The organism is Pseudoxanthomonas kaohsiungensis, assembly GCF_010211765.1.
Lineage (GTDB): Bacteria > Pseudomonadota > Gammaproteobacteria > Xanthomonadales > Xanthomonadaceae > Pseudoxanthomonas > Pseudoxanthomonas kaohsiungensis.
In genome coordinates this window covers 1-21,315 of the sequence record NZ_PDWO01000008.1, presented here as the reverse complement: position 1 = coordinate 21,315, position 21,315 = coordinate 1, and the positions used below count along the sequence as shown (strand labels likewise).

Here is a 21,315-nt window from a genome sequence, read left to right as displayed (position 1 = left end):
CCTGTGGGATGGCGGGCGGACGCGGTGGCGTCACGGCGCCGGCCCCGCGCCGCCGAGTCGGCGGAGGCCGGCTACCGGGCGGCGGCGCCTCCGGAGACGACGGCGCGCCCGTTCGCGGCGGCCGTCATTGCCGGTCGCCCCCGTTCAGAGCCGCCTGAACACCAGGGTGCCGTTGGTGCCGCCGAAGCCGAAGCCGTTGGACAGCGCCACGTCGATCCGCTTCTGGCGCGCCACGTTGGGCACGTAGTCCAGGTCGCAGCCTTCGCCGGGCTCGTCGAGGTTGATGGTCGGCGGGATGATGTCGTCGCGCAGCGCCAGCACCGAGAAGATCGCCTCGACGCCGCCGGCCGCGCCGAGCAGGTGCCCGGTCATCGACTTGGTCGAGCTGACCATCATCCTGTAGGCGTGGTCGCCGAAGGCGCGCTTCATCGCCAGGGTCTCGGCCAGGTCGCCCAGCGGGGTCGAGGTGCCGTGCGCGTTGAGATAGTCCACCTGCTCGATGTTCAGGCCGGCGTCCTTGAGCGCCGACAGCATGCAGCGGGCGGGACCATCGCCATCCTCGCTTGGCGCGGTCATGTGGAACGCGTCGGTGCTTGCGCCGAAACCGGCGAGTTCGCAGTAGATGCGGGCGCCGCGCGCCTTGGCGTGCTCGTATTCCTCGATCACCAGGATGCCGGCGCCGTCGCCCATGACGAAGCCGTCGCGGTCCTTGTCCCAGGGACGCGACGCCCGCGTGGGGTCGTCGTTGCGCGTGGACATGGCCTTCATCGAGCAGAAGCCGCCCATTGAGGTCGGCGATGAGCCGCGCTCGGCGCCGCCGGCGACCATCACGTCGGCGTCGCCGTACTGGATCATGCGCATGGCCATGCCGATCGAATGGTTGGAGGTGGCGCACGCGGAAACGGCGGAGAAGCCCGGCCCCTTGAGCCCCTTCATGATGCCCAGGTGACCCGGCAGCATGTTGATGATCGTGCTCGGGATGTAGAACGGGGAGATCTTGCGCGGACCGCCCTCGATGAACTTCTCGGTCTGCTGCTCGATGCCCAGGATGCCGCCGATGCCCGAGCCGATGATCGCGCCCACGCGCTCGGCGTTGGCCTCGGTGATCTCCAGCCCGGAGTCGTCCAGCGCCATCAGCGCGGCCGCCATTCCGTAGTGGATGAACGCGTCCATCTTCTTCGCGTCCTTCGGGTTGACGTACTGGGCGATGTCCAGCCCGCGCACCTCGCCGACGATGCGGGTGGCGAAGCTGGACGCATCGAACGAGGTGACCTCGCCGATGCCGGAGCGGCCGTTGACGATCCCGTCCCAGCTGCTGGCCATGTCGTTGCCCAGCGGCGAGACCATGCCCATGCCGGTAACGACGACGCGACGCTGACTCATAGACGGCTCCCTGCTTTGCTGCGGTATGGATTCTTCGAAGCGTTGCCTGTTGCGGCGCCACCTGGCGCCATGGCGCCAGACGCGCACGGGGCCGCACGCAGCGGCCCCGGTTGTATTGCAGCTCCGCGGGCCGGCGAGCGGCCCGTGGTCGCGACGCGCATCAGCTCTTGACGTGCGTCTTGATGTAGTCGATCGCCTGCTGGACGGAGGTGATCTTCTCGGCCTCTTCGTCCGGGATCTCGCACTCGAACTCTTCTTCCAGCGCCATCACCAGCTCGACGGTGTCGAGCGAATCGGCGCCCAGATCGTCGACGAACGATGCGCTGTTGGTCACTTCCTCTTCCTTGACGCCGAGCTGTTCGACGACGATTTTCTTGACGCGCTCTTCGATGGTGCTCATGGGTTTGCTGCTCCAGGCGGAGTGGTTGTCGATACGAGCCGCCGGCGATGCGGCGGCACTGGGTTCACTGTCCACAGGGCGGATAGTGTAGTCAAAAGCCGCGGCAGCGGGCACTGCCCTGCAACCGCAACCAGATCAAAAGCTTACGCGGCTTTTGAAATCCTTCATCTTGGCTCGGCGCCTGGCGGCGCTCAGGCCATGTACATGCCGCCGTTGACATGCAGGGTCTCGCCGGTGACGTAGCCGGCATCCGGGCCCGCCAGGAACGCGACCGCGCGGGCGATGTCCGCCGGCTCGCCGAGGCGGCCCAGGGCGATCTGGCCGAGCATCGCGTTCTTCGCGTCCTCGGGCAGGTCGCGGGTCATGTCGGTGTCGATGAAGCCGGGCGCGACGACATTGACGGTGACGTTGCGGCTGCCGATCTCCTTGGCCAGCGACTTGGAGAACGCGATGATCCCGGCCTTGGCCGCGGCGTAGTTGGCCTGCCCGGCGTTGCCGGTGGCGCCGATCACCGAGGCGATGTTGACGATGCGCCCCTTGCGCGCCTTCATCATGCCGCGCATCACCGCCTTGGACGTGCGGTAGACGCTGGTCAGGTTGGTGTCCAGGATCGCCTGCCAGTCCTCTTCCTTCATCCGCATCAGCAGGTTGTCGCGGGTGATGCCGGCGTTGTTGACCAGGATCGAGACGGCGCCGAAGTCCTTGGCGATGGCATCGATCAGCGCCTCGACCGCGGCCGCGTCGGTGACGTCCAGCTTGCGGCCATGGCCGCCGGCGCCGGCCAGGCGCGCGCCGATCGCCTCGGCGCCACCGTCGCTGGTGGCGGTGCCGATGACGGTCGCGCCACGCGCGGCCAGTTCGTCGGCGATCGCCGCGCCGATGCCGCGGCTGGCGCCGGTGACCAGCGCGACTTCACCGCTCAGGGGCAGGTTGCTCATGGGGACCTCGTGTTCCGGTTCGGGGGCGGGCCGGGCATGGCCACGGCCGCGCCGCAGGGTATCAGCGCCAGTCGGCCAGCGCCGATTCGAAATCGCCGACCGCGCCGATCGCACGCGCGTCGAGCGACTTGTCGATGCGCTTGGCCAGTCCGGCCAGCACCTTGCCCGGGCCGCATTCGGCGACGCGGGTGGCGCCGCGCGCGGCCAGCGCCTGCACGCAACCGGTCCACTGCACCGGCAGGTACAGCTGGCGCACCAGCGCATCGCGGATCGCATCGATGCCGGCATGCGACTGCGCGTCGACGTTCTGCACCACCGGCAGCGCCGGCACGCGCCAGGCCATGCCGGCCATCGCCTCGGCCAGGCGGTTGGCGGCCTCGCGCATCAGCGGCGTGTGCGAGGGCACGCTGACCGCCAGCTTCACCGCCTTGCGCACGCCGCGTTCGGCCAGCAGCGCCAGCGCGCGGTCGACCGCGGCCGCGTCGCCGCCGATCACGATCTGCCCGGGCGAGTTGTAATTGGCCGGCACCACGACCTGGCTGCCGGAGGCCTCCTCGCACACGGCGCGCACCACGTCGTCCTCGGCGCCGAGCACCGCGGCCATTGCGCCGGTGCCCGCGGGGGCCGCATCCTGCATCAGCTGGCCGCGCAGGCGCACCAGGTGCGCGCCATCCTTCAGGGACAGCGCGCCGGCGGCGACCAGTGCGGTGTATTCGCCCAGGCTGTGCCCGGCCAGCAGCGCCGGCTGCGCGCCGCCCTGCGCCTGCCAGGCGCGCCACACCGCGATGCCCGCGGCCAGCAGCGCCGGCTGCGTGTACTCGGTGCGGTTGAGCATTTCCTCGGGGCCGCCCTGCGACAGTGCCCACAGGTCGGTGCCGGCGCCGTCGGAGGCTTCGGCGAACGTGTCGCGGACCTGCGGGTGCAGTTCGGCCAGTTCGGCGAGCATGCCCACGGACTGGGAGCCCTGGCCGGGAAAAACAAAAGCGAGCGTCGGATCGGTCACGCGCAGTCGCACAGCGGGAAAGAGCGGCGATGATACGGGCGATCCGCCGCGTTTGTCTGTACTTGGCCGTATGTGCTGGCGCGGCTGGGAGCCGACGGATGGATGGCCGGAAAACGCGAAGGCCGCGCACCGCGCGACCTTCCGGAACACACCAGGCGGCGACCGGAGCGGTCGCGCGCGACTCAGTAGCGCAGCAGCGCCGAACCCCAGGTGAAACCACCGCCGAACGCTTCCAGCAGCAGCAGCTGGCCGCGCTGCACGCGCCCGGAACGCACCGCTTCGTCCAGCGCCAGCGGCACCGAGCCGGCCGACGTGTTGCCATGGCGGTCGACGGTGACGATGACGCGTTCCATCGGCATGTCCAGCCGCTTGGCGGTGGCCTCGATGATGCGCAGGTTGGCCTGGTGCGGGATCAGCCAGTCCAGGTCGTGCTTGTCCAGGCCGTTGGCCTCGAGGGTCTCGTCGACCACCGAATCCAGCGCCTTGACCGCGTGCTTGAACACGTCGTTGCCGGCCATCTGGATGCGCACGCCGGCATTGGGCTCGTTCTCGCTGAAGCCGGCGGACACGCCCACCGGGCAGCGCAACAGGTCCTTCTTGCTGCCGTCGGCGTGCAGGTGCGTGGACAGGATGCCGGTTTCGGCGTCGGCCTTGAGCACCACCGCGCCGGCGCCATCGCCGAACAGCACGCAGGTGGTGCGGTCGGTCCAGTCCACCATCCGCGTCAGGGTCTCGACCCCGACCACCAGCACGGTCTTCGAGGTGCCGGTGCGCACGAACTTGTCGGCCACGCTCAGCGCGAACACGAAGCCCGAGCAGGCCGCATTGACGTCGAACGCCGCGCAGCCGGCCACGCCCAGCTTCTGCTGGATCAGGCAGGCGGTGGACGGGAACACATAGTCGGGCGTGGTCGTGCCGACCACGATCAGGTCGATCTCGTCGGCGGCGATGCAGGCGGCCTCGATCGCCTTCAGCGCGGCCTGGTAGCCCAGGTCGCTGGTGGTCTGGCCTTCGGCGGCCACGCGCCGTTCGCGGATGCCGGTGCGCGAGTGGATCCATTCGTCGCTGGTGTCGACCACCTTGGCCAGGTCGTCGTTGGTCACCACCTTCTCCGGCAGGTAGCTGCCGGTTCCGGCGATGCGCGAATAGATCCGCTCGCTCATGCGCGTTCCCGCTGGAGGCTCCGCGGAGCCGGGATGTTCAGTAACGCAGGCGCGGCGCGCGCCGGCAGCGCGCGCCGCCGGTCACGCTCAGTCTTCTTCGACGACCGAAGACTTGGTGGCGATGACCTTCTTGCCGCGGTAGTAGCCGTCGGCGGTGACGTGGTGGCGCAGGTGGGTCTCGCCCGTGGTCGGGTCGGTCGCCAGCTGCTTGGCCGTCAGCGCGTCGTGCGAACGGCGCTGGCCACGGCGGGACGGGGTGACACGGGATTTCTGCACAGCCATGGGATTGCTCCAAACTCGTTAGATTGCGTGTTCTTGTGGGACCTGCAAGCCACCCGCCGGTGTTATTCCAGGGCGCCTTCGGCGGCGGCGCGGCCGTCTACTTCTTCTTCAGCGATGCCAGCGCCGCGAACGGGCTGGCCGCCTGCATTTCCTCTTCGCCCGCCGACCAGGTCCGGTCGACCGGTGCGGCGTCCGGCGCCAACGGCACCACCGGCACGGCCAGGACCAGTTCGTCCTCGACCAGGTCGGCCGGCCGCAGCAGGCCGTCCTCCGGCACCAGCAGCGCCTCGTACCCGGGCGGCAACGCGGCCTCGTCGGCCTCGTCGCGGATCAGGCCGAGCCGCTGCACGGTCTTCACCGGGAACACGAACCGCTCCAGGCTGCGCTGGCACACCAGCGGCAGGCCTGCTTCGATCGACAGCTCGACGTAGGGCACCTGCAGCGCATCCTGGCCGAACTCCAGCGCGAAGCGGCATTCGCCTTCGCTGTCGGCAAGACTGCCGCCGAGCCGGGACATCGCCGACAGCGGCAAGGCCCCCTCGAACTGCCGTCTCGCAGCGACCATGCGCCAGGCATCCAGTGTTTCGGGAAGCTGCACGACGGACGCACCTGCGGACATAAGCCGCTGAATGTTAAGGATCCGGCCGCGACCTGTCAAACCAGGCAACCGGCCGCCATACAGCATTGCCGCCGCGCCGGCCCGGGCCGACACTGGCCTGCCCCGCCGGTGCCCCGTCCATGCTGATCCTGGCCTCCACCTCCCCCTACCGGCGCGAGCTGCTGCAGCGATTGCGGCTGCCGTTCGAAACCGCCCGCCCGGAGGTCGACGAGACCCCGCTCCGGGGCGAGAGCCCCGGCCAGCTGGTCCGCCGCCTGGCCCGGGCCAAGGCCGACGCGGTGGCCGCCCGCCATCCCGGGGCCTGGGTAATCGGCTCGGACCAGGCCGCCGACCTGGACGGCCGGATCCTCGGCAAGCCGGGGGGACGCGAGGCCGCCCTCGCCCAGCTCGCCGCGATGGGCGGGCGCAGCGTGCAGTTCCACACCGCGGTCTGCCTGCGCCGAGGCGACCACGAACTGGCCGCGGTCGACACCACCCGGGTCCGCTTTCGCGCGCTTGCCGCCGCGGAAATCGAGCGTTACGTCGATGCCGAGCAGCCGTTCGACTGCGCCGGCAGCTTCAAGTGCGAGGGCCTGGGAATCGCCCTGTTCGAGGCGATCGAGACCCATGACCCGACCGCCCTGGTCGGCTTGCCGCTGATCGCGCTGGCCGGGCTGCTGCGCCAGGCCGGCTACGCGGTGCCCTGAGCCGGCTTCAACCGCCGGCGCCCGGCGCCACGACGACCAGCGGGCACCAGCGGTACGGATGCGGCTGCGTGCCGATCCAGCTCTCGCGCTGGACGCAGGCCGCCGGATCCAGCTGCAGCCCGTAGCGCGCCAGCACCGGCGCCGCATCGGCCACGATCGCTTCATTGGCCCGGTCCGTGGCCAGCACGCGATCGGCCGCCGGCGCCAGCCGGCAGCGGCCACTGGGCGACTGCGCGGGCTCGATCAGCTGCAGGCTGCGGCTGCGCCCGGCGAGCCGGCGCAGCAGCGGGCAGTCGCCGGCATCGAGCCCCAACCGCCCGGCCCAGAGGTTGCGACGGTCGATGCTGTCGGCGCGCCGGTCCACCGCCACCGGCAGGATCGCGGCGATGCCTCCGCTCCCGCCGCGCACCAGCTCTCCGATCCGCGCCGCATAGGCCGGCGATTCCGGGAAATTGGAACCCACCGACGCATAGGCCGGACCCGGCGGCAGGTACGGGATGCGCCAGGCCTGCGGCTCGCCGCCCACCAGCAGCACCGTGCCGACCGCTGGGCCGGGCGGGGCCTGCACGCGGAAGGCGGTGCGCGACCAGCCGGCGTGCCCCCAGTCGTTCCACCCCGCCAGCGCGACCAGCGAGGCCAGCACGATCGCCACGGCCGCGCCACGCGCGGCCGCGCGTGCCGGCAGCAGGTAATGGAGCAGCAGCCACAACACCAGCGGCGCCAGCAGCTCCAGCACCACGAGGTAGCGGTGGATGCTGAACATCGCCAGCCACACCACGAACGCCACGGCGAAGAACACCGCAAGCATGCGCCGCACCGCCGCCTCGGCCGCAGGCGCAACCGCCCGCCCATCGCGCCGCACCAGTGCCCAACGCACCAGCGCGCCGATCGCCGCCACGTACAGCAGCGCCCACACCACCTGCAGCAGCGCAATTTCGCTGACCAGGTACGGATTGGCGGTGAACAGCAGCGGCCGCAGCAGCGCCTCGCCCCAGCCCTGCGGCAGCCAGCGCGTGTCGGCGACTGCCACCGGTGCCGCCAGCGGCGCCTGGAACCAGGCATTGAACTGCGGGAACAGCGGATTGCCGAACGCGCTCCACACCCGGTAGAGCCACGGCCCGGCCAGGACCGCGAACGTGGCCAGCGCCACCAAGGTCAGCCACGTGGCCATCCGCAGCCGCGCGCGCCATGGCTGTACCGGCGCCAGCATGGCCACGCCAAGCGCCACCGCGTAGATCGCATTGGTCAGCTTCAACGCCACCGCCATGCCCAGCAGCACGCCGGCCAGCGCGATCGGGCCGCTGCGCCATCGGCCATCGGCGCGCGGCGCTGCCAGCGCCAGGGCGCCGAGCACCAGCGCGGCGGTGCTCGCATCGCCCATCGTGTTGCCCAGTTCGGACAGGAACGCGGCGCTGGCCAGCCCCGCCAGCGCCAGCAGCGGCGCGAGCCAGTCGCGTCGCGGATCGGTGGCCAGCGCGCGCCAGGCGATCCAGGCCACCGGCAGGAACGCCAGGCCGTGCAGCAGGCCCAGCAGGACCCCGGCCAGCGGTGCCGGCGCGTGCTGCACGAGCAGGAAGTACGGCACGTCCAGCAGCGGCACGAAGTAGCTCTGCATCTGCGCCGGCGCCAGGTCGATGCCGAGCCGCCCTTCGAGCAGCGCCCAGGCGTTGTAGACGTGGTAGTTGCGCAGGTCCCAGTTCGCATCCTGGCCACGCAGCAGCGACAGCAACGCGCACAGCAGCGACACCGCCACCGTCGCGTTGGCGACGCCGCGGCGGGTGCCGAAGCCGAAGCGCGCGCGCAGGCGCGCGCCCAGCGGAACCAGGCGCGCGGACGTGCGCGCGGCCACATCGCGCAGCCACGCCACTCAGCGCACCCCTTCGCCGGCCGGCACGGCCACGGCCCCCTGCTCCGCCTCGCCACGGGCCGGCAGTGCGCCGTGCGTGGCCGGGATCGCGAGGTAGGCCAGGCGCTTGGCCTCGATCCGGCCGCGGGTGACGGTATCCAGGATCAGGCCGCAGGCCAGCAGCACAGCCGACAGCAGCACCAGCGCCGAGCACAGGATCGCGGTGGGGAAGCGCGGCACCAGGCCGGTCTCGATGTAGGTCACGAACAGCGGGATGGCCAGCAGCACCGACAGCAGCAGGCTGGCGCCGGCGCCGAGCGAGAAGAACAGCAGCGGCCGCTCGGCCTTGAACAGGCGCAGGATGGTGGCGAGGATGCGTGCGCCGTCGCGGTAGGTGTTGAGCTTGCTGGCAGAGCCCTCCGGTCGCGCACCGTACGCGGTCGGCAACTCCGCCACCGGCATCCGCAGCTGCAACGCATGCACCGCCAGCTCGGTCTCGATCTCGAAGCCGGCCGCGTGCGCGGGGAACGACTTCACGTAGCGGCGCGAGAACACCCGGTAGCCGGACAGCATGTCGTCGAAGCTGTCGCCGAACAGCAGGCCGACGCAACGCGTGAGCAGCCGGTTGCCGAAACGGTGGCCGGCGCGGTACGCGGCCGGACCCTGGTCGACGCGCGCACCGACCACCATGTCCAGGCCCTGGTCCAGCAACCGCTGCACCAGCATCGGGGCCGCCGCCGCGTCGTAGGTCGCGTCGCCATCGACCATCACGTAGACGTCGGCTTCGATGTCGGCGAAGGCGCGGCGGATCACGTTGCCCTTGCCGCGCAAGGCGACCGCATGCACCTGCGCGCCGGCCGCCTGCGCGATCGCGCCGGTGCCGTCGTCGGAACGGTTGTCGAAGACGTGGCAGTCCGCCGCCGGGAGGCTGGCGCGGAATGCCGCGACGACCGCCGCCACGGTCGCCGCCTCGTTGTGGCAAGGCACCAGCAGCGCGACCTGCAACGGCCCGGCCGGGCCGCCATCGCGGGATCGATCGTATCGGGTGCCTTGCATGCTGTTCCGTTCCGCCATGGACTGGGCGCGCATGTTACCCGCCGCCGCCGTCCTCGACGATCCGCACAGGCTGCGCCGGCCAGTCCTCGACGCTGCCATCGGCGCCGTGCAGGCGCAGGCCAAGCCAGCGCCGCCCAGCCTGGCTGGCCGGCAGGTCGATCTCGGCGCGGAAGCCGACGTGCGGCTGGTGGGGATCGCGCGACTCCGGGAAATGTCCGCGGACGTTGAATGCCGATCCGTAGTCGGCTTCGGCGACCACCGCGCCATCGAGCAGGACCTCCACCCGCGCCAGCCCGACGCCGTTCTTGAACGCCCAGCCGTCGACCTGGAACCTCGGAGGCCGCACCTGGTCCGGCAGCGGCGCGTCGATCCAGGCCAGGGCCGGGGTGACGCAGGATTCCGTTCCGGCCGGCGGCTGTTCGCGCGCCGGCAACCGCAGCAGCAGGAAGCGCTGCGCGCCATGGTCGACCAGCACGCTGCGCGCCGGCGGCAGCGGGCCCAGCCGCCTGCACAGCGCATGGTAGCGGCGCAGCAGGTGGCGGAAGGAAACATCGCCCGGCGCCAGCACCAGCAGGGTCTGCGCCTGCGGCGCCGCATCGCGCTGCAATCCCCACAACTGCAACTGCGGCGCGCGGCCGTGCGCATGGTTGAGCGGGTGGTCGAGCACCTCGATGTCGGGGTCGCCGAGCAGGAAGCCGAGCTGGGCCCCGACCTTGAAATCGTCGGCCAGCAGGCGCGTACCGGCCGGCATCGTTTCCAGTTCCTCGCGTACCGCGCGGGCCAGCGCGTCCCAGCCGGAGAAATTGCGCGGATAATGCTTGGAGCCGGCGCTGGCCTGGCGCAGCGACGGCGAAGCCACCATCGACAGCCATGCCAGGGCGGCGCACAGGCCCAGCGCCACGCTCGCCCAGGTCAGGCGCCGCCAGAGCCGCGGCCAGCCGCCGATCAGCATCGCCGCGGCCGGCAGCAGCGCCAGGTAGGCAGGCACCGGCCAGTGGAAGCTGACGCGCTCGCTGTCGGTGACGAACCCCAGCAGGAAGATGCCGCCCAGCACCAGCGTGCCGAACAGCGCCAGGAAGCGCCATTGTGGACGCACTGGCCGCCGCTTCCAGCCCGTGAGCCAGCCGGCCTGCAGCATCGCCCAGGCCAGCAGCGGCGTGACCAGCAGCGCCTGCAGCGGCACGAACGCCAGGCCGCCGGCATGCAGCGTCCAGGGATGTCGCTCCACCAGCTGGAAGCGCAGGCCGGCCTCGCCGTTCTCCAGGTTCCAGAACAGCAGCGGCAGCCAAGCCAGCAGGCCCACCGCCACCGCCACCAGGGCGCGCGGATCGCGCAGCAGGCGCCGGCCCTGCGGCAGCCACAGCATCACCATCGCGCCGACCACGACCACCCCGGCGAAGCGGTAATGGCTCAACGCACCCAGCGCCAGGCCGAAGGCCAGCTCCACCGCGGTGAACGGGGTGGGCTCCTGCAGCATCCGCGCACCGGCGTGCAGGCACAGCACGGTGGCCAGCGCCATCGGTACGTCCGGCAGCGCCAGCACGCCCAGCGTGCCCACCAGCGGCAGCAGCACCGCCAGGGTGCCGGCGCGCCAGCCATGGATCGCGCCGAACCAGCGCCGCCCGATCCGCGCCACCCACCACGGCACCAGCGCACCGATCACCAGGAACGGCAGGCGCACCGCGAGCGCGTTCTCGCCGCCCAGCGCGGTCCCCAGCCGGACCAGCCACGCGGTCATGCCCGGCAGGTCGGAATAGGCCGACGCCAGGTGCCTGCCTTCCTGCCAGTAGAAGGCCTCGTCGACGAACAGCGGCAAGCGCGCCGCCACCGCGAGCTTGAGCGCACAGGCCAGCGTCCACCAGAAGAAGAAGGCGCGACGCGCGCGCTGCTCAGCCTCCATCTCTACCGCTACACTCCAGGTTCGAAACCCCAGGGACTTTCCAGACGATGACGCGCACCGCGGAAGCATCGGCCCCCATCCTAACCGACGCACTGCGCGGCTCGCTGTCACAGGCCCAGCGCCAGGTCAACGCACTGGTGCTGGGCAAGCCGCAGGAAGTGCGGCTGGCCTTCGTCGCGCTGCTGGCCGGCGGCCACGTCCTGATCGAGGACCTGCCGGGCCTGGGCAAGACCACGCTCGCGCACGCGCTGGCGGCGACGGTGGGACTGGGCTTCCAGCGCATCCAGTTCACCTCCGACCTGCTGCCGGCCGACGTGCTCGGCGTGTCGGTCTACGAGGCCGGCTCGCGCCAGTTCCAGTTCCATCCCGGCCCGGTGTTCACCCAGGTACTACTGGCCGACGAGATCAACCGCGCGCCGCCGCGCACGCAGAGCGCGCTGCTGGAAGCGATGGCCGAACAGCAGGTCACCGTCGACGGCACCACCCACCCGCTGCCCGATCCGTTCTTCGTGATCGCCACCCAGAACCCGGTCGACCTGTCCGGCACCTTCCCGCTGCCCGACTCGCAGCTGGACCGGTTCCTGCTGCGCTTCTCGCTCGGCTACCCCAACGCCGAATCCGAACGCGCGCTGCTCACCGGCGCCGACCGCCGCGAACTGATCGCCCAGGCGGTGCCGGTGCTCGGCGACGGCGAGGTGCAGGCGCTGCGCCGGGCCGCCGAGCAGGTCCACGCCAGCGAGGCGCTGGTCGGCTACGTGCAGGCGCTGCTGGCGCGCAGCCGCCAGCTGCCCGGCGTGCGCGTGGGCCTGTCGCCGCGCGCCGGTCTGGCCCTGCTGCGCGCCGCGCGCGCCTATGCGCTGTTGCTGGGGCGCGCGCACGTGCTGCCGGAAGACGTGCAGGCGCTGTTCATCGCCGTGGCCGGGCACCGCCTGGTCGGCGAGGCCGAGGCCGGCAGTGGCGCGGCGCTGGCCAAGGCGGTGCTGCACGCGGTCCCGGTGGACTGATGCGGCAGGCCTTGCGCGACCTGCGCCGCCGGCTGCAGGCGTTCGAGCGCCCGCGCGCGCCGGAACGGATGCCGGTGCGGATCGGCCGCCGCCGCATCTACGTGCTGCCCACCGCCTTCGGCCTGTTCTATGGCGTGCTGGTGCTGGCGATGGTGCTCGGCGCGCTCAACTACAACAACAACCCCGCGCTGATGCTGGCCCTGCTGCTGGGCGCGTCCGGACTGGCGAGCCTGATCGCCGCCCACCTGCAGCTGTCGGGACTGCAGGCGGAGGCGCTGTCGGCCGAGCCGGTGGCCGCCGGCGAGCTGCTGTGGCTGCGGCTGTCGCTGGCCGCCCGCGACGGCCGCCGCCGGCGCGGGTTGCGCGGCGACCTCGACGGCGCCAGCGCCTTCACCGGCACCGGCGAGGACGGCACCGCCGAGCTGACCCTGCCGGTGCCGACCCGCCGGCGTGGCTGGCTCGAGCCCGGGCGCCTGCGCCTGTCGACCACCCAGCCGCTCGGCCTGGCGCGCGCATGGACGCGGATCTGGCCGCGGCAGCAACTGCTGGTCTATCCGCGCGCCGAGGCCCATCCGCCGCCGCTGCCCGACAGCGGCGGCGACAGCGAACACAGCCGCGTGCATCCGCTGGGCGAAGAACCGCACCAGCTGCGCGCGTATCGCAGCGGCGATGCGCCGCGCGCGATCGCCTGGAAGCACAGCGCGCGCCGCGACAGCCTGGTGGTGCGCGAGTACGAGCGCGCGCTGCAGCAGGACGTCCTGCTCGACTGGAACGCATTGCGCGCGCTGCCCTACGAGGCGCGCATCTCGCGCCTGGCCGCCTGGGTCGACCTGGCCGAACGCGAAGGCCGCCGCTACCGCCTGCGCCTGCCCGGCCAGCCCCAGCTCGGCCCCGGCCGCGGCCTGGAGCACCACCACGCCTGCCTGCGCGCGCTGGCGCTGCTGCCCGACGCATGAGCCGCCCCGCGCCCATCCCGCCTCCGCTTCCGGCCGACCCGCAGCCGGTGCTGCTCGATGGCGGCAGCCGTGCCTGGGCGCTGGCCGCGGCCGGCCTGGCCCTGCTGCCGCTGCTGCTGACCCTGCCGCCGCAGCTGGGCGCCGGCTTCGGCGTGCTCGCGCCGGTGGTGGCCCTGCTCGCCTGGCGCCGGCCCCTGCCCGGCTGGCTGCGCGGCGTGCTGGCGCTGGCGGTGGTCCTGGCGGTGGTCGCGGTCATGGGCACGCGCCTGGGACGCGACACCGGCAGCGCCCTGCTGGCGGCGATGCTGGCGATCAAGCCGGCCGAACTGCGCAGCCTGCGCGACGCGCGCAGCCTGGTCGGCTTCGCCCTGTTCGCCCCGTTCGCCGCGTTCCTGCTCGACCAGGGACCGCTGGTGATGGGCCTGGCGCTGGCCGCGGTGCTGGCCGGCCTGCTCACCCTGCAACGCCTGGCCGACCTGGAAGCAGCGGTGCCGCCGTCGCCGCTGCGGGAGCGGCTGGGCACGATCGGCCGGCTGGTGGCGATCGGCGTTCCCCTGGCGCTGATCGCGTTCTGGCTGTTCCCGCGCCTGGCCTCGCCGCTGTGGGGCGTGCCCGAGCGCGCCATCGCCACCCCGGGCCTGTCCGACAGCATGAGCCCCGGCGGCTGGCTGGACCTGATGGCCGACGACACCCCGGCGATGCGCGTGCAGTTCCAGGGCCCGGCGCCGCGGCTGGAGCAGATGTACTGGCGCGGGCCGGTGCTGCTCGACTACGACGGCCGCACCTGGACCCGCAACCGCTGGCTGGAATCGCTGCCGGTGCCGGCGGTGGAGCCCGGGCCGGTGCAATGGCGCTACCAGCTCGACCTGGAGGCGACCGACCGCCGCGACCTGCCGGCACTGGACCTGGCCATCGACGCGCCCGACGGTACGCGCGCGTTGCACGGGGCCAGCCTGGAAACGCTGCAGACCCTGTCCGGGCCGACCCGTTGGCAGCTGCAATCGGCCGCGCCGCTGCGCTTCGAGCCGCAGCTGCGCGCGCTGGTGCGCCAGCGCGCGCTGGCGCTGCCGCCCGACCACGATCCGCGCACCCGCGCGCTCGGCCGGCAGTGGCGCGCCGAAGCCGGCAGCAACGACCAGGCCATCATCGACCGCGCGCTGGACATGATCCGCGGCGACTTCATCTACACGCTCGACACCGGCCTGCCCGGGCGCAACGCGGTCGACGAGTTCCTGTTCGACACCCGCCGCGGCTACTGCGAGCACTTCAGCTCGGCCTTCACCGTGCTGATGCGCTCGGCCGGCATTCCCGCGCGGGTGGTCACCGGCTACACCGGCGGCTACCGCAATCCGTTCGGCGACTACTGGATCGTGCGACGCATGGATGCGCATGCCTGGGTCGAGGTCTGGCTCGACGGCCGCGGCTGGGTGCGGGTGGATCCGACCGCCGCGGTCGCGCCCGAACGCATCTACGACACCCTGGAGCAGCGCGCCGGCAGTGCCGGCGGCGACCTGGGCATGCTGCGCCTGGACGGCATCGGCGACCTCACCGACTGGCTGCGCCGCGGCTGGAACGACCTGGTGCTCGGCTTCGACGCGCGCCGCCAGCAGGAGCTGCTGAGCCCGCTGGGCCTGCACCGGCTCGAGCCCTCGCAGTTGCTGCTGCTGTTCACCGCCGCCGCCGCGCTGGCGCTGGCCGGCATGGTCTGGCTGCTGGCCCGCGGCGAGCGCGAACGCGACCCGCTGCTGCGCGCCTGGCACCGGCTCGGCCGCCGCTACGCGCGCCTGGGCCTGGGCCGCGCCCCGCACGAACCGGCGCTGGCCTGGGCTGAACGGGTCAGCGCGGCGCACCCGCGGACGGGCCAGATCCTGCTCGCGCTCAGCCAACGTTTCGCCGATGCGCGCTACGCTGGCCTCAACGGGGGAACACGCCAGCTGGTGGAAGACCTGCGGCGGCACCGCCCCTGAACCTTCGGAGGCTGCCATGTCTGTCCGCAATCCCTTCACCGTCGTCCTCGCGCTCGCGGCGGTCGCGCTGCTCGGCGCCTGTGCCACCGCACCGCAACCGCTGCAGGGCAATTTCCTCGCCGTCACCCCCAAGCAGGCCGTCGCCGGCCAGCAGATCGGCGCCGCCGTGCGCTGGGGCGGCCGCATCGTCGAGACCAAGCCCGGGCCCGACGGCACCTGCTTCCAGGTGGTCGCCACCCCGCTCAACGCCACCGGCCGCCCGGACAGCGACAGCGCCGACGCCGGCCAGGGCCGCTTCGTCGCCTGCCGCGCCGGCTTCTACGACCCGGCGATCTTCACCACCGGCCGCGACGTGACCTTCGTCGGTCGCGTGCAGAGCACCGAGACCGTGCGCATCGGCGAGTACGACTACCGCCTGCCGATGGTCGCCGCCGACGTGGTCTACCTGTGGCCGGTGGTCAGCGAAGTGCGCGTCGTCGCCGACCCGTGGGGTCCCTGGGGACCGTGGGGCCCATGGGGTCCATGGGGCGGCCCGTGGGGCCGCTGGGGCTACTGGGGCTGGTAAGCCCGGTGCCCGCAGCACGAACGCATGCGAGAACGCCGCCCCCCGGGCGGCGTTTTTTGTTGGCCGGTGACGACGTGGCACCCCATTCGCCGGCGACCTGCAGCCGCGACGTATGGCTTTTTGTAGGAGCCGATTCATCGGCGACCCGAGGGCGGTCGGCGCAGCAGCGTTCAACGTCGCTCCATCAAGGCCCTCGCGTCGCCCATGAGGATGGGCTCCTACAAAAAAAAGAGCGCCGATACGACGCCCCGCATGGCTGCCTTTGTAGGAGCCGATTCATCGGCGACCCGAGGGCGGCAGGGACGCGACGTTCAACGTCGCCCCATCCAGGCCCTCGCGTCGCCCCATCCAGGCCCTCGCGTCGCCCATGAAGATGGGCTCCTACAAAACGCAATGTCGCGCGCCGCTCAGGCGGCGCCGAAGTGGCCCAGCGGCGCGCCGGCGAGCAGGTGCAGGTGCACGTGGTACACGGTCTGGCCGCCGTGGTCGCGGCAGTTCATCACCACCCGGTAACCGTCCTTCGCCAGGCCCTCGCGCCGCGCGTACTCGGCAGCGGCCAGCATCAGCCGGCCGAGCAGTCCGGCCTGGTCCGGCGTGGCGTCGTCGAGGGTCGGGATCACCTCGCCCTTGGGCACGAACAGCACGTGCACCGGCGCCTGCGGGGCGATGTCCTTGAAGCCGAGGATGTCGTCGTTCTCGTAGACGACGGTGGCGGGAATTTCGCGGCGGATGATCTTGCCGAAGAGGGTGTCGTTCATGGGATGCCCGGTACTCGCGATGGCGGAGAAGCCTGTGCCCCATTGTAGGAGCCCATCCTCATGGGCGACACGAGGGCCTGGATGGGGCGACGTTGAACGCGGCGTCCCGGCCAGCCTCGGGTCGCCGATAAGATCGGCCCTACAGAAAGCGGCCGTCACGCGTGGACGGCATCGAACGCCACTGCCCCATTGTAGGAGCCCATCCTCATGGGCGACACGAGGGCCTGGATGGGGCGACGTTGAACGCGGCGTCCCGGCCAGCCTCGGGTCGCCGATAAGATCGGCCCTACAGAAAGCGGCCAGTCGCCAGTCGCAACGGCGCTGCCCCGTTTGTAGGAGCCCATCCTTATGGGCGACGCGAGGGCCTTGATCAGGGCGACGTTGAACGTTGGGCCCCGACCGCCCTCGCGTCGCCGATGAATCGGCTCCTACAGAAAGAGAGGCGTCCCAAGTCGGCGATGCATCCGGACCATCACCGCGTGCGTGCGCGATGTCGCCGGACCGGCGCCTACAGCGGCATTTCGCCGCGGGTGCCGAAGGCGTGCGAGAGGGTGCCGCGGTCGACGTATTCCAGTTCGCCGCCCAGCGGCAGGCCTTGGGCCAGCCGGCTCGGGCGGGCGCCGTGCTGGCGCGCCAGCTGGGCCAGGTAGTGCGCGGTCGCCTCGCCTTCCACGGTGGCGCTGGTGGCCACGATCAGTTCGGTGACCTCGCCGGCGGCCAGCCGCGATGCCAGCGCATCCAGGCCCAGCTCGCGCGGGCCGATCCCGTCCAGCGGCGACAGCCGGCCCTGCAGCACGTAGTACAGCCCGCGGTAGCCGGTAGCGGTCTCGATCGCCAGGCGGTCGGCCGGCGACTCGACCACGCACAGCTGCTGGCGGTCGCGGCCGCTGCTGGCGCAGGTCGCGCACACCTCGCTTTCGCTGAAGTCGCGGCACTGGGTGCAGTGGCCGATCTTCTCCACCGCCTCGGCCAGGACCTGCGCCAGCTGGCGGCCGCCGTCGCGGCCGCGTTCGAGCACGTGGTAGGCCATGCGCTGGGCGGTCTTGCGACCGACGCCCGGCAGCACGCGGAAGGCCTCGATCAGCTGTTCGAGCAGGACGGACATGGGCGATGCGGGCCTGGATGGCGAGGGCGCGGGCGGGCGGCGATCCCGGCGCGGGCACCGGCATGGCCGGCCCCCGCGACCGCACGCGCCCGCGCGCAGGTCAGAACGGCAGCTTCATCCCCGGCGGGATCGGCATGCCGGCGGTGGCCGCGCCCATCTTCGCCTTGGACTCGGTGTCGACCTTGTTGGCCGCGTCGTTGAACGCCGCCGCCACCAGGTCCTCGATCATCTCCGCGTCCGGCTCGGCGAGCAGGCTCGGGTCGATGCGCACCTTGCGGCACTCCTTGGTGCCGGACAGGGTCACGCTGACCATGCCGCCGCCGGCGCCGCCGGTGACCTCGAGCTGGGCCAGTTCTTCCTGGGCGCGCTGCAGGTTCTCCTGCATCTTCTGCGCCTGTTGCATCAGCTGGGCGATATTGCCGCGCATTTCGTCAGTTCTCGTCTACGGGTCGGATGGAATCGGGCACCACGTGGGCGCCGTGCTGTTCGACCAGGCGCTTGACCGCCGGATCATTGAGGAAGGCCGCCTCGGCCGCGCTCTGGCGCGAGTCGCGCTCGCGGTCGCGGCGCGCGTTGAGGGTCTCGGCCTGGACCGCCTCGCCGGTCTGGATCACCACCTGAGGTTCGGCGCCGAGCGAAGCGGCCAGCGCCGCGGCCAGCGCCCCGATCGAGCGCTCGGTGCGCAGGTATTCGAAGCCCGGCGCCAGCACCAGGGTCAGCACGCCGTCGGCATGCGAGACGAAGGCGGTGTGCGCGGCCAGTTCGCGTGCCGGGCCGCGCAGGTCGCAGGCGGCCACGCGCCGCAGCCAGTCCTCGGCGTCGTCGATGGTCGCGCCGGGGCGGGACGCACGGGGCGTCTCGTTCGAGGCCAGGTTCGTGCTGGTCGGCGCGTTCGCCGGGGTGCTCGCCAATGCGTGGGCGGTCGTGTCGGCTGTCCTGTTGGCCGATTCGTTTACCGATGCGTTCGCCGCCACGCCAGCCGGCGACGCCGTGGCGGTGTCCGCCATCACTGGCGCCGCGGCGCCGGGTGCGCGCGCCGGCATCACGATGCCGTGGTCCAGCGCCTGCGCGGCGGCCGGCAGTGCATGGCCGGTGGCCGGACGCGCCGCCTCCGGAGCCGCAGCCGCCGCAGCACGCGGCGCCGACGGCACCTCCCACGGCGGCGGATCGGACGCATCGGCGACCGGCCGGGCCGCGGCCTTCGGCGTCGCGGCATCCCGTGCAGGCTCGTTGGGCGGAGTCGCAGCGACCGCGGCAGGCGCGACGGTCGCGGCCGCCTGTGGCGACACCGCCACCTTGCTGCCCGCGGCGGCCTGGGCACCCGCACCCGCACCCGCCCCCGCACCCGGCCCGCCAACCGGCGCACCAGCCTCGCCCTCCGGCCGGAACGCCAGCATCCGCAGCACGCTCATCTCGAACCCCACCCGCGGCGCCGGCGCCAGTTCCAGGTCGCGGCGGCCGTTGACCGCCATCTGGTACCAGAGCTGGACCACCTCCGGGCGGACGCGGCCGGCATAGGCCGCGACATCTATACCCTCGTCCTCGCGCACCGCGCCGGGCACCAGCTGCCTGACCTGGATCCGGTGCAGCGCCTCGGCCAGCGCGTCGAGCACGTTGCCCCAATCCGGGGCGAACCCGGCCAGGGTCTCGACCGTGGCCATCAGCCGGTCGCCGTCCCCGTCGGCCAGCGCATCGAGCAGCGCGGCGACCTGGGTGCGGTCGACGCTGCCGAGCATGGTCCCGACCACGTCCTCGCGCAGCGCCCCGCCGGCATAGGCGATGGCCTGGTCCAGCAGCGACAGCCCGTCGCGCAGGCTGCCGTCGGCGGCCCGCGCCAGCTGCCGGATCGCCCCGGCATCGGCCTCGATCGCCTCGGCGGCCAGGATCCTGGTCATCTGGCCTTCGATCTGGCCCTCGTCCAGCCGCTTGAGGTTGAACTGCAGGCAGCGCGACAGCACCGTCACCGGCAGCTTCTGCGGGTCGGTGGTGGCCAGCAGGAACTTCACGTGCCCCGGCGGCTCCTCCAGGGTCTTGAGCAGCGCGTTGAACGCCGCCTTGGACAGCATGTGCACTTCGTCGATCAGGTAGACCTTGTACTGCCCGCGCGAGGGCATGTACTGCGCGTTCTCGATCACCTCGCGGACATCGTCCACGCCGGTGTTGGAGGCCGCGTCGATCTCCAGCAGGTCGATGTAGCGCCCGGCGTCGATGTCCATGCAGGCCGCGCAGACCCCGCACGGCTCGGCGCTGGTGCCCTTCTCGCAGTTCAGCGACTTGGCGAAGATCCGGGCGATGGTGGTCTTGCCCACCCCGCGGGTGCCGGTGAACAGGAAGGCGTGGTGGACCCGCCCGGTGTCCAGGGCGTTGCCCAGCGCGCGCACGACATGTTCCTGCCCGACCAGCTCGGAAAACCGCTTCGGGCGCCACTTTCGGGCCAGGACCAGGTAGGACATCGGAGGACCGTTTCGACCAGGACCGGCATTGTGCCACGGCGGCCACGAACCTCGGCCCAACCTGCGCCGGCACCGCCCCCGCGCTTGTGGCAAGTGCCCGCGGGCGCTAGAATTCGCGCCCCTGACCGGGCTCCGAGCGAGCCCGGCCCAGGTTCCGGAGAGGTGTCCGAGTGGTTGAAGGAGCACGCCTGGAAAGTGTGTAAGCGTCTAAACCGCGCTTCGGGGGTTCGAATCCCCCTCTCTCCGCCAGATACGCGAAAGGGCTCCCGCAAGGGGGCCCTTTTGCTTATCTGGCGGAGAGAGGTGAGCTTGATTCGAACCCCAGCGGGTTCGACCACCTGCGCAGCAGGTGGACACGACGGCGAAGCCGTCGCCCCGAAGGGGCAAGGCGCGTAGCGCCGCAGTGAATCCCCCTCTCGCACAGCCGACCTGCCCCGCCCGGTTCACCCACCCGCGCAGCGGGTGGACACGGCGAAGCTGTCGCACCGAAGGGACAGACACGAAGCGCCGCGGTGCATCCCCCTCTCTCCGTCCGCCACATCGGAACCTGACCCCGAGCTTGCTCAACGAGCCATGGAAGGCTTATCGGGCATACTTGGGTCAGCTCCATCTCTCGACCAGTCACAAGGCTCGTCAGGAGGAAGGATCGGGTGGTTCCCGTGGATGCGCGATTGAGGGGCGGCCGTGAAGCCGCCCCCTATCCGACAAAGCCACTAAATAAACCTGGAGTGCCCCGGCTAATTCGGACACCCGATAAAGGGGACAATGGTCCCGGAGGTGTTCGATGGTCAAGCGTCAGCAGTTCACGGCCGAGTTCAAGCGGGAAGCGGTGCGGCAGATGCAGGTAGGCGACAAGCCCATTGCGCAGCTGTCGCGGGAGCTGGGCGTGCCGCGCAACCGCCTGTACAAGTGGAGCCAGGCGGTGCAGGCCCACGGCGAGCAGGAGGCATTTCCTGGGTCTGGCCGACGCTCGCCCGAGCAGGCCGAACTGATGCGATTGCGACGCGCCCTGGCGCGGGCCGAGCAGGAGCTTGAGATCCTAAAAAAAGCCGAGGCGTACTTCGCGAACGCACCGACGCGCGGTACGCCTGGATCCAGGCCCAGCAAGCGGCCTACCCGGTGAGCGCTTTATGCCGGGCGCTGGGCGTGTCGCGCAGCGGCTTCCATGCCTGGCAAGGCCGTATTCCCAGTGCCCGCTCGCAATCTGACGCGCGGCTGGCGGCGGTCATCC

At 71.8% G+C, this 21,315-nt stretch carries 20 protein-coding genes and 1 tRNA gene; 7 read left to right on the top strand and 14 right to left on the bottom strand.

Annotated features, from left to right (window positions below; translation table 11 throughout):
- Positions 1–144: 144 nt before the first annotated feature.
- The 7 genes from fabF to CSC66_RS09815 form a co-directional block, all read right to left on the bottom strand.
- Positions 145–1,383 carry a beta-ketoacyl-ACP synthase II gene (fabF, locus tag CSC66_RS09845; RefSeq protein WP_162377226.1) on the bottom strand — a complete coding sequence of 413 codons (1,239 nt, stop codon included), beginning with the start codon at positions 1,381–1,383 and terminating at the stop codon, positions 145–147.
- 160 nt (positions 1,384–1,543) lie between these two features.
- Positions 1,544–1,783, bottom strand: coding sequence for an acyl carrier protein (acpP, locus tag CSC66_RS09840; RefSeq protein WP_162377225.1), 240 nt, complete (start codon positions 1,781–1,783; stop codon positions 1,544–1,546).
- A 191-nt stretch (positions 1,784–1,974) separates the two neighbouring features.
- A complete protein-coding gene (fabG, locus tag CSC66_RS09835) occupies positions 1,975–2,721 on the bottom strand; it encodes a 3-oxoacyl-ACP reductase FabG (protein ID WP_162377224.1) in 747 nt (248 codons plus the stop codon).
- Between the two features lie 61 nt (positions 2,722–2,782).
- Positions 2,783–3,724 (bottom strand): ACP S-malonyltransferase, encoded by a 942-nt coding sequence (gene fabD, locus CSC66_RS09830; protein ID WP_162377223.1) that lies wholly within the window; start codon positions 3,722–3,724, stop codon positions 2,783–2,785.
- A 182-nt stretch (positions 3,725–3,906) separates the two neighbouring features.
- Positions 3,907–4,887, bottom strand: a complete 981-nt coding sequence (locus CSC66_RS09825) for a beta-ketoacyl-ACP synthase III (protein ID WP_162377222.1) — start codon at positions 4,885–4,887, stop codon at positions 3,907–3,909.
- Between the two features lie 87 nt (positions 4,888–4,974).
- Positions 4,975–5,169 carry a 50S ribosomal protein L32 gene (gene rpmF / locus CSC66_RS09820; protein ID WP_162377221.1) on the bottom strand — a complete coding sequence of 65 codons (195 nt, stop codon included), beginning with the start codon at positions 5,167–5,169 and terminating at the stop codon, positions 4,975–4,977.
- A 97-nt stretch (positions 5,170–5,266) separates the two neighbouring features.
- Entirely contained in the window at positions 5,267–5,788 is a 522-nt protein-coding gene (locus CSC66_RS09815) for a YceD family protein (protein ID WP_162377220.1), read from the bottom strand.
- A 119-nt stretch (positions 5,789–5,907) separates the two neighbouring features.
- On the opposite strand from CSC66_RS09815, the gene CSC66_RS09810 reads away from it, so the two are divergent.
- On the top strand, positions 5,908–6,474 hold the full coding sequence (locus CSC66_RS09810; protein ID WP_162377219.1) for a Maf family protein: 567 nt from the start codon (positions 5,908–5,910) through the stop codon (positions 6,472–6,474).
- A gap of 7 nt (positions 6,475–6,481) precedes the next feature.
- On the opposite strand, the gene CSC66_RS09805 is transcribed toward CSC66_RS09810, so the two are convergent.
- Genes CSC66_RS09805 through CSC66_RS09795 form a run of 3 tightly spaced genes read right to left on the bottom strand, consistent with a single transcriptional unit; the run spans position 6,482 to position 11,276 of the window.
- The gene (locus CSC66_RS09805) at positions 6,482–8,341 is read right to left on the bottom strand and encodes a glycosyltransferase 87 family protein (protein WP_162377218.1); all 1,860 of its coding nucleotides are present in this window, start codon (positions 8,339–8,341) and stop codon (positions 6,482–6,484) included.
- The gene (locus CSC66_RS09800) at positions 8,342–9,376 is read right to left on the bottom strand and encodes a glycosyltransferase family 2 protein (RefSeq protein ID WP_162377217.1); all 1,035 of its coding nucleotides are present in this window, start codon (positions 9,374–9,376) and stop codon (positions 8,342–8,344) included.
- Between the two features lie 34 nt (positions 9,377–9,410).
- Positions 9,411–11,276, bottom strand: coding sequence for an ArnT family glycosyltransferase (locus CSC66_RS09795; RefSeq protein WP_162377216.1), 1,866 nt, complete (start codon positions 11,274–11,276; stop codon positions 9,411–9,413).
- A gap of 47 nt (positions 11,277–11,323) precedes the next feature.
- Between CSC66_RS09795 and CSC66_RS09790 the strand changes: the two genes are divergently transcribed.
- The 4 genes from CSC66_RS09790 to CSC66_RS09775 are packed head-to-tail and all read left to right on the top strand — an operon-like array spanning position 11,324 to position 15,768.
- Positions 11,324–12,280 (top strand): AAA family ATPase, encoded by a 957-nt coding sequence (locus tag CSC66_RS09790; RefSeq protein ID WP_162377215.1) that lies wholly within the window; start codon positions 11,324–11,326, stop codon positions 12,278–12,280.
- Positions 12,280–13,236: a DUF58 domain-containing protein gene (locus tag CSC66_RS09785; RefSeq protein ID WP_162377214.1), complete on the top strand. Its 957-nt coding sequence runs from the start codon at positions 12,280–12,282 to the stop codon at positions 13,234–13,236. Before CSC66_RS09790 ends, CSC66_RS09785 begins: the two co-directional genes overlap by 1 nt.
- Positions 13,233–15,203 carry a transglutaminase TgpA family protein gene (locus tag CSC66_RS09780; protein WP_162377213.1) on the top strand — a complete coding sequence of 657 codons (1,971 nt, stop codon included), beginning with the start codon at positions 13,233–13,235 and terminating at the stop codon, positions 15,201–15,203. Before CSC66_RS09785 ends, CSC66_RS09780 begins: the two co-directional genes overlap by 4 nt.
- Positions 15,204–15,219: 16 nt before the next feature.
- On the top strand, positions 15,220–15,768 hold the full coding sequence (locus CSC66_RS09775; protein WP_162377212.1) for a Slp family lipoprotein: 549 nt from the start codon (positions 15,220–15,222) through the stop codon (positions 15,766–15,768).
- Positions 15,769–16,175: 407 nt separating this feature from the next.
- Here CSC66_RS09775 and CSC66_RS09770 read toward each other — a convergent pair whose 3' ends face one another.
- From CSC66_RS09770 to dnaX, 4 genes are all read right to left on the bottom strand, one after another.
- Positions 16,176–16,526: a histidine triad nucleotide-binding protein gene (locus tag CSC66_RS09770; protein ID WP_162377211.1), complete on the bottom strand. Its 351-nt coding sequence runs from the start codon at positions 16,524–16,526 to the stop codon at positions 16,176–16,178.
- A 508-nt stretch (positions 16,527–17,034) separates the two neighbouring features.
- Positions 17,035–17,631, bottom strand: a complete 597-nt coding sequence (recR, locus tag CSC66_RS09765; protein WP_162377210.1) for a recombination mediator RecR — start codon at positions 17,629–17,631, stop codon at positions 17,035–17,037.
- 100 nt (positions 17,632–17,731) lie between these two features.
- Positions 17,732–18,058 (bottom strand): YbaB/EbfC family nucleoid-associated protein, encoded by a 327-nt coding sequence (locus CSC66_RS09760; RefSeq protein ID WP_162377209.1) that lies wholly within the window; start codon positions 18,056–18,058, stop codon positions 17,732–17,734.
- A 4-nt stretch (positions 18,059–18,062) separates the two neighbouring features.
- Positions 18,063–20,084, bottom strand: a complete 2,022-nt coding sequence (gene dnaX / locus CSC66_RS09755) for a DNA polymerase III subunit gamma/tau (RefSeq protein WP_162377208.1) — start codon at positions 20,082–20,084, stop codon at positions 18,063–18,065.
- 156 nt (positions 20,085–20,240) lie between these two features.
- Between dnaX and CSC66_RS09750 the strand changes: the two genes are divergently transcribed.
- Positions 20,241–20,333: transfer RNA gene (locus CSC66_RS09750), tRNA-Ser, on the top strand.
- Positions 20,334–20,868: 535 nt separating this feature from the next.
- Positions 20,869–21,207, top strand: coding sequence for a transposase (locus CSC66_RS09745; protein WP_162377207.1), 339 nt, complete (start codon positions 20,869–20,871; stop codon positions 21,205–21,207).
- The last annotated feature ends 108 nt before the right edge of the window (positions 21,208–21,315 follow it).